The 13,883-nt window shown below is 69.7% G+C and carries 11 protein-coding genes; 6 read left to right on the top strand and 5 right to left on the bottom strand.

Going from position 1 to position 13,883, the window contains the following annotated elements; genetic code table 11:
* Window positions 1–92: 92 nt before the first annotated feature.
* Entirely contained in the window at window positions 93–755 is a 663-nt protein-coding gene (locus C469_RS03030) for a TetR/AcrR family transcriptional regulator (protein WP_008003780.1), read from the top strand.
* Window positions 756–778: 23 nt separating this feature from the next.
* Here C469_RS03030 and C469_RS03025 read toward each other — a convergent pair whose 3' ends face one another.
* Together C469_RS03025 and C469_RS03020 are read right to left on the bottom strand one after the other, a co-directional pair.
* A complete protein-coding gene (locus tag C469_RS03025) occupies window positions 779–1,480 on the bottom strand; it encodes an HD domain-containing protein (RefSeq protein ID WP_008003778.1) in 702 nt (233 codons plus the stop codon).
* A gap of 177 nt (window positions 1,481–1,657) precedes the next feature.
* Window positions 1,658–3,106, bottom strand: coding sequence for a DUF7289 family protein (locus C469_RS03020; RefSeq protein WP_008003776.1), 1,449 nt, complete (start codon window positions 3,104–3,106; stop codon window positions 1,658–1,660).
* 217 nt (window positions 3,107–3,323) lie between these two features.
* Between C469_RS03020 and C469_RS03015 the strand changes: the two genes are divergently transcribed.
* On the top strand, window positions 3,324–4,253 hold the full coding sequence (locus tag C469_RS03015) for a cation diffusion facilitator family transporter (RefSeq protein WP_008003775.1): 930 nt from the start codon (window positions 3,324–3,326) through the stop codon (window positions 4,251–4,253).
* Between the two features lie 59 nt (window positions 4,254–4,312).
* Complete coding sequence (locus C469_RS03010; RefSeq protein WP_008003772.1) at window positions 4,313–4,999, top strand: YqjF family protein; 687 nt, start codon at window positions 4,313–4,315, stop codon at window positions 4,997–4,999.
* Window positions 5,000–5,439: 440 nt separating this feature from the next.
* On the opposite strand, the gene C469_RS03005 is transcribed toward C469_RS03010, so the two are convergent.
* Window positions 5,440–6,747 carry a Glu/Leu/Phe/Val family dehydrogenase gene (locus C469_RS03005; RefSeq protein ID WP_008003770.1) on the bottom strand — a complete coding sequence of 436 codons (1,308 nt, stop codon included), beginning with the start codon at window positions 6,745–6,747 and terminating at the stop codon, window positions 5,440–5,442.
* Between the two features lie 217 nt (window positions 6,748–6,964).
* Between C469_RS03005 and C469_RS03000 the strand changes: the two genes are divergently transcribed.
* Entirely contained in the window at window positions 6,965–7,429 is a 465-nt protein-coding gene (locus C469_RS03000; protein ID WP_008003767.1) for a PH domain-containing protein, read from the top strand.
* On the top strand, window positions 7,426–9,342 hold the full coding sequence (locus C469_RS02995) for a PH domain-containing protein (RefSeq protein WP_008003765.1): 1,917 nt from the start codon (window positions 7,426–7,428) through the stop codon (window positions 9,340–9,342). Before C469_RS03000 ends, C469_RS02995 begins: the two co-directional genes overlap by 4 nt.
* 49 nt (window positions 9,343–9,391) lie before the next feature.
* On the opposite strand, the gene C469_RS02990 is transcribed toward C469_RS02995, so the two are convergent.
* Window positions 9,392–10,537 carry an acyl-CoA dehydrogenase family protein gene (locus tag C469_RS02990; RefSeq protein WP_008003763.1) on the bottom strand — a complete coding sequence of 382 codons (1,146 nt, stop codon included), beginning with the start codon at window positions 10,535–10,537 and terminating at the stop codon, window positions 9,392–9,394.
* Window positions 10,538–10,745: 208 nt separating this feature from the next.
* Here C469_RS02990 and C469_RS02985 point away from each other — a divergent pair, with 208 nt between their 5' ends.
* Window positions 10,746–11,813: a phytoene/squalene synthase family protein gene (locus tag C469_RS02985; protein ID WP_008003761.1), complete on the top strand. Its 1,068-nt coding sequence runs from the start codon at window positions 10,746–10,748 to the stop codon at window positions 11,811–11,813.
* 81 nt (window positions 11,814–11,894) lie between these two features.
* On the opposite strand, the gene C469_RS02980 is transcribed toward C469_RS02985, so the two are convergent.
* Window positions 11,895–13,874, bottom strand: coding sequence for a DEAD/DEAH box helicase (locus C469_RS02980; RefSeq protein ID WP_008003759.1), 1,980 nt, complete (start codon window positions 13,872–13,874; stop codon window positions 11,895–11,897).
* Window positions 13,875–13,883: the final 9 nt, after the last annotated feature.

Here is a 13,883-nt window from a genome sequence, read left to right as displayed (position 1 = left end):
AGTCATACGTTCGTGTCGGACGCTCACAACATAAGCGTGTTGAATGAACGTTCAATCAGGAGCGATATATACGCGGCCCGGGTAGGTAGTCCATGAAGGACCCGTTCGCGGAGCCGGCCGACACCCGGGAGGCCATCCTCGGCGCGGCGTTCCGCGCGCTCTGCGAGCACGGGTACGCCGACCTCACGATCAGCCGGATCGGCGAGGAGTTCGACAAGAGCCCCTCGCTCGTCTACCACCACTACGACGGGAAAGACGAGCTGTTGGTCGATCTGCTCGGCTTTCTGCTCGACGACTTCGAGGCGTCGGTCTCGCGGGAGGCGTTCGACCTGACGCCGCGCGAGCGGCTCGACGCCTACGTCGCGGCGACGACAGACCCCGACTCCATCGCCGGTGCGCACGGGCCCGACGGCCGGTTCATGACCGTTATCGTCGAGCTCCGCGCGCAGGCCGCGACCGACGACGCCTACCGCGACCACTTCGACCGCAGCGACCGGGTGTTCGGCGCGTTCCTCGAGCGCGCGGTTCGCGAGGCGGCGGCCGAGCGACGGGACGAGGCGCGACCCGAAGAGCGGACTGAGGCGTCCGACGACGCGGTCCCGGCCGCCGAGGTCGCGTCGACGCTCCAGACGCTCGCGACGGGCGGCATGTTACGCTGGGCGACGACGACCGACCGCGAGTGGACCGGCGACACCCGGCGGGGGATCCGCCGCTACCTGGAGACGGTGCTTCCGAGGGTCGATCCCGACGAGTGAACGAGTCGTTTCGCGAGGGGAGCTCAGCGTTCGGTGACGCCGTCGGCGTCCATCCGCGACACCTCCTCTTCGAGCCACTCGCGCAGCCACTTCACGCGCTTGATGCGCTGGTGGGCGATGCTCTCGGCGGTGTCGGAGACGACGCGCTCGGTGTGGTCGTTGGCGCGCTGGAGCACCCGATCGACCATCTTCGCGGCGTCCATGTGGGTCCGTGACTCGTACCCCATCCGGAGCAGCATCAGGACGGCGCCGTTCGCGCCGACCTTGTCGAGCACGTCGGCCTCGATCAGACACCGGCTCTCTAAGGGCACGTCGGTGAGATCGCCCGTGTAGGAGTGGTCGACGACCGCGCCGCACACCTCCTCGATGAACGACTCCGGGTAGTTGCCGCGGCTCTGTAAGTACTCGCGGGCGACGCGCGCGCCGGCCTCGGCGTGCACGTCCTGCTCGGCCTCCAGTTTCGCCACGTCGTGGAACACCGCGGCCACGCGGACCACGTCCGCGTCGGCGCCCTCGCTCTCGGCGATGTCAGCCGCGAGGTCGACGACGTTGAGGATGTGGTTGAACCGGTAGTCCGCCGAGTGCCACGGGTACCAGCGCATTCGACCGCCGTCCTCCTCGCTCTCGACGCTGGCTGCGAGGTAATCCCTCACAAACCCCTTCATCTCCTCGAAGTCCTCGTCGCTCACCTCCGTCTCCTTAATTTCCACGCCCACGGGAACCACCTCGGGCGAAAAGCTCGTCGTTCATTACCGTAACCGAGGAGCGTTTCGTTCTTAGTCGTTACGACGGGCTTACCGGCGGACGTTCGTCGGGATCGGTCGCAGATTTCGTCAGTCTCGCGGGGTCGATCGGAGTCTGGCCTCGTCGATAGAAGCCGGCCTCACCGGTCGAGTCTTGTCTCACCGGTCGAAATCGACCTCGACGACGTTCTCGCTCACGTGAAGGTAGGTGAGTGGGTTCTGCCCCGCGCCGCCGGTAATCCGGATCTCTTTGCCTCTGAGGCTCTCGTCGTACTCGACCTTCGCCTTCCCCTTGGTGGAAAGGGACTTCGTGACGAACGCGCCCCTGAGCGTCGGGTTCCCGTTGGTTTCCACGTCTGCGTTCGGAGCGTAAACGATCCCCTCGAGGGTGGGGCTCCCGTCTCCCCCGCTCCCGTCGAGGAACCCGCCGTTGACGTAGAACACGTTCCGGCTGGCGGAGTCGACGCTGACGTTCGGACTCCCCTGCATGTCGAGCGACCCGTTGATGTAGTAGGTGACGTTGTTGGTCCCGTCTTCGACGGCGACGTCGTTGTCCCCGATATCGAAGTCGCCGTCGACCGCGACGACGATGTCGCCGTCAGCGGTGTCGAACGTGAGGTCGCTGGTAACCTCAGCGTCGCCACCGAAGTAATACACCCCGGATCCGACCGTCCCGGACCCGGTGGTCTCGCACCCGTCGAACCCGGTCGGCGTCACGCAGGATTCCGTACCGTTGGCGTTGTCGGCGGCGGCCGCGGCGATCTGATCGGCGATCAGCGGTCCCGGCGACGGGAAGCTCTCCCCCTCGACGTAGTCGCCCTCGCTCAGTTCGTTGTCCGAGTTCCCGGAGTGGGAGTAGCCGCCCGCGTCGCTGACCGCCAGCGTCCTGTCGAAACTCACTTCCTCCGGCACCACCAGTCTGGCGGTCGTCGTCCGGTTCGCGTCGTCCTTCGTCACGGTCCCGTCGGCGCGTCGGGTGAAGAAGTCGTACCACCCCTCGTAGTAGTCGCTCTGGACCTTGACGACGACCGTCCCGTTGCGGAGGGGGTTCTCGGTCTCGGTGACCCCGCCGGGACCGCCCGCGGTCCGACGGACGACGCCCGTGCCGCTCGCCGGCGACGACTCCGCCCCGGTCAGCCGAACGATCGGGAAGGTGAGCGTCTCGCCGCGGTAGTGGTACTCCGGCGGCGAGATCATCTGCCCTCGGCCGCCCTCCATCGCCCAGACGCCCCCGCCCTGCATCGCGACGGTGCGCCGGTCGCCGACGTACTCCAGCGTCCCGATCGAGCCGTTGTACGTCGTGGTGGTGTCGGTCCCGTTCTCGATGCGCACCTCGACGCGTCCCGCGCTCTCGTCGAGGCGAAGCTGCCCGCCGTCGACGGAGCCGAGATCGAACCGACGCGCGTCCGTCTCGCCGAGCGCGACGAGACTCGACTGCGAGCTGAGCTGCGACATCCCGTTTTCAACGCTCGCCGAGCGGGCCTCGTCGGTGACCAGCCCGAGCGCCGCGCTCCCGGTCGCCACCGTCACCGCCACGGCGCCGATCGTGATCGCCAACAGGAGCACGACCCCGATCACCTCGCTCTGGCCGCGCTCGCCGTGGTTCATACGGGATCGTTCGCCGCCGAGGTATTTAAACGCCTACCGCCGACAATCAGTTCTGATACCTCACGGGACGGCGAGGCGTCGGGATCGGAACGCTCGGAGCGCGACGCACAGAGCACCTGGAACGCGACACGGGAGCGCGACGCCGAATCCGGCGCCCCGAATCGGGCGTCCGAACCACGACGAGGTTCTTAAGGTCGGGCGGTGTCGACCGACACGTATGTGGCGCCCCTGGGGAAGCGGCGAGAAGGCCCGGTTCCAGCGCGCCGCGGGGGTGAACGTCGTCGGCAACGCGGTGAAGATCGCCGTCGAGGGGTCGGTGGGCGTCTACTTCGGGAGCGTCGCGCTGGTGGCCGACGCCGCGCACTCCGTCGCCGATCTGGTCGCCAGCGCGGTCGTGTTCATCTGGGGCGGGTCGCGGTACGACGCCGCCGACGAGACCCATCCGCACGGCCACCAGCGGATCGAGCCGCTGACCGCCCTGCTCGTCGGCGCGACGATCGTCGTTCTCGGGCTCTTACTGCTCCGCGAGTCGATCCGCGGCGTGATCGGCGCCCACAGCCCGCCGCGTCAGAGCCTCCTCCTCATCGGCGCTCTGCTGTTCGCGATGGCCGACATGTACCTGCTGTACTGGTACACGGAGCGGGTGAACGCCGACCTCGGATCGACCGCGCTCGACGCCCTCGCCGTGGACTGTCTCAACGACATCTACACCACGATCGCCGCCTTGGTCGGCGTGTTCGGCGTGTTCTTAGACGTTCCCATCCTCGACCCGGTCGCCGGGGCGCTCGTCAGCGTCCTCGTCGTGTATCAGGGGATCGAGATCGGCCGGGAGAACGTCACCTACCTCGTGGGTGCAGCGCCGCCCGCCGCCGACCGCGAGCGCGTCACCGCCGCGCTCCGCGAGAACCCCGCCGTCGAGGGCGTCCACGACCTGACGGTGTACTACGACGGCACCGACCTCGAGGTCGAGGTCCACGTCGAGGTCGACGGCGAGCTGACGCTCCGGGAGGCCCACGACATCGAGACGGAACTGGTCACGGGGCTCCGGAGCCTCGAGGACGTCGGCGACGTCCACGTCCACCTCGACCCCTCGGGCGTCGGCGAGTGGAAGGACGCCGAGGACGGCGGCGACGACGACGGCGCCTAGCGTTCCGCCCGCCTCCGCCCCGGCGTGCGGGTTAACTCGCCGGCGCACCTACCATTCGCATGCTCGAACGGCGCTGGCTGGAGATGACGTGGCGCGACGGGCTGTTCTGCCACTGGCCGGTCGATCCCGCCGTCGCGGCCGAGACGCTGCCCGACCGGCTCTCAGTCGCCACCCACGGCGGCGACGCGTACCTGAGCGTCGTCGCCTTCGTGATGGACGACATCCGCCCGCGAGGGACGCCCGTCGGGCTCTCGTTCCCGGAGCTCAACCTCCGGACCTACGTCGAGGGACCCGACGGTCCGGGCGTCTACTTCTACAACCTCGACGCGGACGACCGGCTCGGCGTCGCGGTCGCGCGACGGCTGTTCGCGCTCCCGTACTACCGCGCGGCGATGAGCGCGACCTCCCGGAGCGACGGGACCGTCCGGTTCCGGAGCCGCCGGACGCACCGCGGGGTTCCACGCGCGCGATTCGACGCGAGCTACGGCCCGACCGGCGGTGCGTTCGCCGCCGAGTCGGGGTCGCTCGACGCCTTCCTCGTCGAGAACTACCGCTTTTACGCCGACGGGAAGCGCCTCTACCGCGGCGAGATCGCTCACGAGCCGTGGACGCTGCGGGAGGCGACCGCCGACGTTCGGGCGAACACGCTGTTCGAGGCGAACGGCTTCGACCGGCCCGACGGCGACCCGATCGTCCGCTACGCGGAGCCGGTCGAGGTGGGCGCGGACCGGATCCGATCGGTCTGATGAAACCGTCTCTGGGCGACGGCGACGATCGCATATAAATGAACGATGCGGTGGCGCGTGCCTCCGAGCGGGCCGCCAGCCCGCGAGGAGCATCGCGCGAGGGAGTCGGTCGCCCGGAGCAACGCGGAGGGCGACCGACGAGGCTGGGGAGGTGTGAGGCTGCGGTACTGTGCGGGCGGGTGGGACTAAAAGGGGCAGCCGTCGAGGCGGGCACAGGCGACGCAAGCACCGGAACGAGGGAGCGGGAGCGACCGAGTGAGGAGCGCAGCGAGCGTGCGCCCGCCTCGACGGCTGGGGCTTTGGAAGTCTTCTCTGCATACCGGTCGATCGTTTATAAATAACCGACAGCAACACTACACGGTCATTTATAAACAATCACTCAATCAACTCGGTATACTCACTCCCACTATTCCTCGCCGCTCAGCGACGCTGCGCGCGATTCACGGGAACAGCCCGCGGTACTCGTGGGCGCTCGCGGTGCGTTCGAGCGCGAGGGTGTACGCGGCCGTCCGGAGGTCCGGAAGCCCCTTTTCGTCGTACTGGTCGATCGTCTGGTCGAACGCCGTGCCGATGCGGCGCTCCAGTTCGGCGTTGACCGTCTCCAGCGGCCACGAGAACTCCTGGGCGTTCTGAACCCACTCGAGGTACGAGACGATGACGCCGCCGGCGTTGGCGAGGATGTCGGGGACGACCTGGACGTCCCGCTCCGTGAGCACCTCGTCGGCGGCGACCGTCGTCGGCCCGTTGGCCGCCTCGACGATCGCGGCGGCCCGGAGGTCGTCGACGTTGTCCGCGGTGATGACGCCCTCGACCGCGGCGGGGATCAGCACGTCGACGTCGAGCGTCAACAGCTCCCCGTTCGTGATCCGGTCGGGATCGTCCCAGCGGCTTCCCCCGTCTGTACGCCGGTTCTCGGGCGTGGCCCGGAACTCGCCGGCCACGTACTCCTCGATCAGGCCGCCGGCGTCGACGTGGGCGCCGAGCGCCGCCACGTCGAGCCCGTCGGGGTCGTAGGCGGCACCGGTCACGTCGGAGGTGGCGACGATCCGCGCGCCCGCCTCGTCGAGGAGTCGGGCCGCGTTCGAGCCGACGTTCCCGAACCCCTGGATCGCCACGGTGGCGTTCGAGAGGTCGCGGTCGAGGTAGTCGAAGAGGCGCTCGGTGACGATGGAGACGCCGCGACCGGTCGCGGCGACACGGCCGGGGGTCCCGCCGATCTCCAGGGGCTTCCCGGTGACGACCTGCGGGACGGAGTGCCCCTCGTACATCGAGTAGGTGTCCATCATCCACGCCATCGTCTGCGGGTTCGTGTTCATGTCCGGCGCGGGCACGTCGGTCTCGGGGCCGATCATCCGGCGGATTCCCTCGGTGTACCGCCGGGTGAGGCTCTCGAGGTCGTTCTGCGTGAGCTCTTTCGGCTCGCAGATGACCCCGCCCTTCGCGCCGCCGTACGGGAGGTCGACCAGCGCCGTCTTCCACGTCATCCACCCGGCGAGCGCCTCGACTTCGCGCTGGGTGACCGACGGGTGGAACCTGACGCCGCCTTTAAAAGGACCGCGGGCACTGTCAAACTGGCAGCGGTACCCCTCGAACACCTCGACTTCGCCGGAGTCCAACTCGACCGGAAGCGTGACTTTGAGGGTGCGCTCCGGGTGTTTGAGCCGCTCGAAGACGCCGTGATCAACGTCGGCGTACTCCTCCGCGCGGTCCATCTGTGCGAGCATGTTCTCGAACGGGTCGTCCGTCATGATCGGGGCGACTCGACCCCGGGTGATATCGGTTTCGGCAATAATCGCCTGCGGTAGTGACTGACAGCCACATTCGGGTGGCGAGCTGACGGTGCGGCGACCGCGGGTCGACGACCACAGATCGACAGCGGTCACCCCCGTCGATTTCGCCCGGACTTATACGTCGGCGCCGACAACCACGGCGCATGACACTCGGACGCGCGCCGGGGGTGCGCCGATGACGGCGCAGACGCTTCACCCCCGCGTTCAGGTCGTGTGGGTCCTCCGTGCGGTACTCATCGCCGCGGTGCTGACGGCGCCGTTCGCCGGCGCGGTCTACCTCGATCGGCTCCCGGAGTGGACACCGGTCGTCGCCGGCGCGGTCTTCCTCCTCCTCGGCGTGGGACACGCGCTCCTCCGGTACCGCCGCTGGAGCTACGAGATCCGCGAGGACGCGTTATACCTCGATCGCGGCGTGGTCACGCAGGTCCGGACGACGGTGCCGCTGGTGCGGATCCAGCACGTCGACTCCCGACGAGGCCCCGTCGAGCGCGGGGCCGGGCTCGCCTCTTGCGTGGTGTACACGGCCGGCTCCCGCGGCGCTGACGTTCGGATCCCGGGGCTCACGCCCGACGGAGCGAGCGACCTCCGCGAGGAGCTGAAGCGACTGGCCATCCGCGCGGACGGGGAGGACGCGGTGTGAAGCTCGCGCCCCAGTCGGTCCCGTACCGCGCGCTCCAGAAGGTGTCCGGGATCGTCGTGGTCCTCTTTTTCGTCGTGAACAACAACCCGGAGTGGGGGTTCGCGGCCGCGACCGCCGTCGCCGGCGCCGTCGTCCTCCTCGCGGTCGGGTACGAGGTGGCGTACTACCGGCGGTTCGACTACGAGCTGACCGAGGACACCCTCGACATCTCCTCCGGCGTGATCTCGCGGCGCGAGCGGGAGATCCCCTATCGCCGGATCCAGAACGTCGACGTGAGCCGGAGCGTGATCCAGCGGGCGATCGGCGTCGCCGCCGTCGACCTGGAGACCGCCGGCGGCTCCAGCACCGAGGGATCGATCCGCTTCGTCAGCCCCGACGAGGCGACCCGGATCCAGCGCGAGGTCCAGCGCCGAAAATCGGCGGATTCCGGCGCGGGGGCGGGTCGCGAGAGCACTGACCGAGCCGGAGGCGGCGCGGGCGCCGGTCCGGACGCGGTCGGCCCCGCCGAGGAGGAGCTGTTCGCGATCTCGCCGGGCGAGCTCGCCCTGGTGGGGGCGCTGTCGTTCGACGGCCGCCTCATCGGGCTGTTAGCCTTTTTAAGCTCCGGGTCGATTCCGGTGCTTTCCAGCTTCGTCCCGGAGGCATCGGCGGTCGCGCTCACCGCGACAGCGATCGTCGGCGTGGGCGGGCTGTTCCTCGTGTCGTGGATGCTCGGCGCGGGGGTGGCGTTCACGAACTACTACGGGTTCCGGCTCTCTCGCGCCGGCGACGAGCTCCGGTACGAGCGCGGGCTGTTCCGCCGGTACAGCGGCTCGATCCCCACCGAGAAGGTGCAGGCGCTCCGGTTCACCGACAACCCCGCCAAGCGGGCGCTCGGCTACGCGAGCCTCTCGATCGAGACCGCCGGCTACGCCCCGGGACAGGGCGGCGAACAAGGGAGTCAGGCGGCCGTTCCGATCGCGGCGACGGACCGGGTGTACCGGCTGGCGCGCGAGGTCGAGGCGTTCGGCGACCCGCGCTTTTCCCGCCCGCCGAAGCGGATCCGGTGGCGGTACGCGTTCCGGTACGCCGTCGTCGTCGGTATCCTCGTCGCCGCCGCGTTCGGCGTCGACTGGTACCTCGGGGCGGGCCTCCCGTGGTACGCTCCGGCCGCGCTCCTGGTCGCCGTGCCGCCGGCCGCGCACCTGAAGTGGAAGCACCGCGGCTACTGGCTCGGCGAGGACCACCTCCTCACGCGGAACGGGTTCTGGAGCCGCACGGTGACCGTCGTGCCGTACTACCGGATTCAGAACGTCATCGACACCCGGACGGTCTTCCAACGACGTTGGGACGTGGCGACGATCGTCGCCGACACGGCCGGCAGCAGCTCCATCGCCGGCAACGACGCCGCCGCCGTCGACTTCGCGACCGACGAGGCGATCGACCTCCGCGAGACCCTCCGAGAGCGGCTCCGCGTTGCCGTCGCGGAGCACCGCGATCGACGGGACCGGTTCGAGTGGTTCGAAGGCGACGTCGGGGAGGCCGATGCGATCGGCGAGTCGACCGAAGCGATCGGCGAGTCGACCGAAGCGATCGGCGAGTCGACCGATGAGGGCGACGAGCCGATCCCCGACGCCGACAACGAGGGCTTCTCCGACGAGAGCGACGAAGACCAGTCGGAGATCCCGGACGACGGCGTGATCCGCCCCGATTTCTCGGGCAGCGATCGCGACTACTCCGAGCCGGCGGAACGGATCGACACCGGCGAGTACGCGGTGGACCGCAACCCGTCGGACATCCACGACGCCGACCGGGGCGAAGACGGGGAAGGGGAAGGCGACGAAGCGGACGAGAAGGGAGACGAAGCGGACGCGAAAAGCGATCGGGACGACGGCGACGAACCAGGGGCCGACGCGAACGACGCCGACAAGTAGCGCGACGCCCGCGCCACCCGTCTCGTTCTACTGTCTCGTTCGGCCCGTTCTACTCGTCGAGGAGCTGTTGAGCGATCGTGTTCCGCAGGACCTCGCTCGTCCCCTCGTAGATCTCCGACAGCTTCGCGTCGCGGTAGAACCGCTCCGCCGGGAAGTCCTTCGTGTAGCCGTAGCCGCCGTGGATCTGGATCCCCTCGTTGGCGACCTCGCGCGAGATCTCGGAGGCGTACAGCTTCGCCTGCGCGGCCTCCTTGATGTAGTCCTCGTCGCGTATCTTCAGGTCGGCCGCCTCGTGCATCAACAGCTCGGCGGCGCGGGCCTTGGTGTCCATGTCGGCGAGCTTGTGCTGGATCGCTTGGAAGTCGGCGATGGGGCCGCCGAACTGCTCGCGCTCCTGCGCGTACGACTTCGCCTCGTCGAGGGCGGCCCGCGCGATCCCGACCGACCGCGCCGCGATCGTGATCCGGCCGCCGTTCAGTGTTTTTAAGGCCTGCACGAACCCCTCGCCCTCCTCGCCGAGCCGGCGGTCCTCCGGGATCCACATGTCGTCGAAGCGGAGCTCGGCGGTCGGACACCCCTTGTCGCCGAGCTTGTCCTCCGTCCCCTCCACGACGAACCCGTCGTCCTCCTCGGGCCGGACGACGAACGAGGAGATCCCCTTCCGCCCCGCGTCGGGGTCGGTCTTCGCGAACAGCGTGACCGTGTCGGCGACGGAGCCGTTCGAGATCCACAGCTTCCCGCCGTTGACGAGGTAGCCGTCGCCGTCGCGCTCCGCGGCGGTCGACATGGCGGGCACGTCCGACCCCGCCTCGGCCTCCGAGAGCGCGAAGGCGCCGATGTCCTCGCCGGTGTTCAAGGCGGTGAGGTACGCCTCCTTCTGCGATTCGTCGCCGAACTCGTACAGCATGTTGCCCGCGAGCGACGTGTGGGCGGCGACGACCGTTCCGAGCCCGCCGGAGCCGCGCGAGATCTCGGCGAGCCCGATCGCGTAGCTGTGGTAGTCGAGTCCGGCGCCCTCGTACTCGACCGGGAACGGCATTCCCATCAGTCCCAGCTCCGCCATCTCGTCGATCAGGTCGGCCGGGAACTCGTCGGTCTCGTCGATCTCGGCCGCGCGGGGAACGACCTCCTCGTCGACGAACTCCGCGACCGTATCGCGGATCTGACGCTGCTCTCCGGAGAGCGTGAAGTCCATGAGTGAGGATGTCCGCACGGCAACTTAGCCGTTTCCACACGGTTGTACACGGGTTCGATGTTGTGCGCCGCGGGAAACGAGTGAAACGCCTGCCCGTGGCGGGGCGAGCGGGCGGACGCGGTCGTCGCGGAGCGGCGATCGCGCCCGCGGGTGCTCTCGTCGTTCCACGAGGCTTTTTATGCGTTGTGCCGTAAGTGTCCGTAACCGAATGAGCGGACGAGAACACGGTCCCGTAGAGCCCGACCTCCAGTGGTGCCACGAGGCGGTTCAGGGCGTCTCCCGGACCTTCGCGCTAACGGTCGACGTGTTGGAGGAGCCGATGGCCTCGCACATCTGCGTGGGGTACCTCCTCTGTCGGGTCGCCGACACCGTCGAGGACGCCGGGCACATTCCTCCGGAAGCGCAGAGCGACGTGTTGCGGACGTACCGGCGCGCGATCGATCCCGACGACGACACCGAGGTCGCGGCGTTCCGGGACGCGGTCGACGAGTGGCTCCCCGCGCCCGCGGAGCGCAACGACGACTGGGAGGTCGTCGCCGAGGCGCCGACGATCGCGGCGACGTTCGAGGAGTTCGAGCCCGAGGCCCGCGAGGCCATCGTCCCGCCCGTGCTGGAGATGGTCGACGGGATGGCGATGTTCGTCGACCGCCACGCCACCGAGGGCGGGCTCCGAATCGACGACCGCGACGAGCTCGAGCAGTACTGCTACTACGCCGCGGGGACGGTCGGGAACCTCATCACGAACCTGCTCACGCGCGGCGACGTCACCGAGGACCGTGCGCGCCGGCTCCGAGACACCGCCGAGGAGTTCGGGCTCCTCCTCCAGCTCGTGAACGTCTCGAAGGACGTGTACGACGACTACACCGAGGAGAACAACGTCTACCTCCCCGCCGAGTGGCTCGAAGCGGAGGGCGTCGACCAGGAGCGCGTCGTCCACCCGGAGAACCGCGAGTCGTCCGCGCGCGTGGTCGACCGGACCGCCGAGTACGCCCGCTCCTTCCTCGACGACGCACAGGCGTACCTCGAGACGATGCCGCTCTCGAACGGCAACACGATGGAGGCGTGGACCGTCCCGTACCTGCTCGCGGTCGGCACCCTCCGCGAGCTCAGCTCCCGCCCCGAGGACGCGCTCACCGAGACCGGCGTGAAGATCTCCCGCCAGGAGGTGTTCGCGGTGATGGCCGTCGCCGGAGACGCCGGCCGCGACTCCCTCGCTGACCTCCGGCAGACGATCGCGCGGACCCCGTTCCACCGCGCCGTCGAGCCGGCGGACTGACCGGCGTCCGGCGCTCTCCTCGCACTCGTCCTCCCCGCAGCCGTCGTTCTCCTCGCACTCGTCCTCTCTCGCTTTCACCCGTCACAGCCGCGACCGCGCCCTCGCGACCGCCGGGACCCGCACGCCGATCGTCTCGGCGAGCGCCTCGGCCGCGCTCAACAGCCACTCGGCGCGCTCGACCCGCGAGTCGAGGTCGCCCGGACCGATCCGGTACGATTCCACCAGCTCCTCGACCGTCGCGCCGCCGATCCACTCGTCGAGGATCCGGGCCGTCTTCACCGACTCCAGCCACCCCTCGAAGTCGTCCGTCTCGTCCATCGCCGTCGTCAGCGTCCCCGCGTTCGCCCGTACGAAGCGGTAGATCTCGGCGCGCTCCGCGTTACCGAGGTACGTGTCCTGCATGTCCGGCGTGTCACAGATCACCTCGAAGACGGTGAGCGTCGTCGCGTTCGGCATCCCGGCCGCGGTCCGGAGCCCGGAGACGATCCGCTCGGCGGTCTCCGGCCTGACGTACTGCTTCGAGGCCGTCGCCCCGATCGGCGTGGCGACCAGCCGGTACGCCTCCACGCCGCCCCCGCCCGTCTCCCGGCGGACCAGCCCGGCCGCGACGAGGTCGTCGACCGCGACGGCGACGGCGTCGGCGAGTCCGCCGGCCCCCGCCTCCCGGGCGTAAAAGGTCCCCTCGAACACGTCGAGGATCTCGGCCTCCGTCTCCGCGAACCCGGTCGCGACCGCCGAGAGGACGTGGGTCCGCAGCGACGCCGGGTCGGCGAGCGTCGACTCGACCGCCTCCGGCTCCCCGTCGACGTACCGCTCGACGAGTTCGGCCTCGGTGTCCCGATTCCCGACGAGGACGGCCTCACCGTACGGATCCAACCCCGGACGCCCGGCGCGCCCGCACATCTGGTGGACTTCCAGCGTGGGAAGCCACTCCATCGCCGACCCCGCGTACCGCTTCTGGTCGCGGACCACGACCCGCCGCGCGGGGACGTTGACGCCGGCGGCCAGCGTCGGCGTCGCGCAGATACAGGCGAGTCCGCGGTCGCGGAACGCCTCCTCGACGACCGCTCGATGCCCGGCACGGAGTCCGGCGTGGTGGAACGCGACGCCGGCCCGCAGGCAGTCGGCCAGCTGCCGGCCGGTCGCGGTGCCGTCCACGTCGGCCGCCTCGTCGCCCGCGGTCGCGGCGGCCGACTCGGTCCCCGACCGCTCGGCGAGCCCGTCGTCCGCGAGCCGCTCGGCCAGCGCGACCGCCTCGGTCCGCGAGCGGACGAACGCGAGACACTGGCCGCCCCGGTCCACCGCGTCGGCGACGAGGGCCGCGGTGACCTCGGTATCGTCGGGCGGGTCGTCGTCACCGTTCCCGTCGCTCTCCCCGTCGTCCGCGTCGCCGCCGACCTCGACCGTCGTCGTCGTCCCGTCGTCGAACGTCACGTTCCCGCCGACGGCGACCCCGGTGCGGAGGTCGACGGGACGCCACTCGGACTCCACGAGGGCCGCGTCGAGCCACTCCGCGATCGCCTCCGGGTTGTCGACGGTCGCGGACAGGGCGACGACCTGTAGCTCGGGGTTCCGTCGGCGGAGCGTCGCGAGCGTCACTTCGAGGGTCGGGCCGCGGCGCGGCGCGCCGAGGAGGTGGACCTCGTCGACGGCGACGCAGGCGAGCTCGTCGACCCACGACGCGCCGTTGCGGATCGCGGAGTCGACCTTCTCGCTCGTGGCGACCACCACGTCGTTGCCCGCGAGCGCCTCGCCGGACGCGTCGAAGTCACCGGTCGAGATGGCTGCGTCGACGCCGGGGAGCGCCGCGAACGCCTCGTACTTCTCGCGGGCGAGCGCGCGCAGCGGACAGACGTACAGGCCGGGCCCACCGGCGGTCAGCAGCGCTAACTCGGCGACGAACGTCTTCCCCGAGGCGGTCGGTACCGCAGCGACGACGTTCTCGCCCTCGCAGACGCCGGCGTCGACCGCGGCCGCCTGCGGCGGGTAGAGCTCGCGGATCCCCTGTTCGGCGAAATGGTCGGTGAGCCGCTCCGAGAGCGGGAGATCGCGAACACGCATTCGGTCTGC

The organism is Halorubrum lipolyticum DSM 21995, from assembly GCF_000337375.1.
Classification (GTDB): domain Archaea; phylum Halobacteriota; class Halobacteria; order Halobacteriales; family Haloferacaceae; genus Halorubrum; species Halorubrum lipolyticum.
This window is presented reverse-complemented; position numbering and strand designations above follow the sequence as displayed.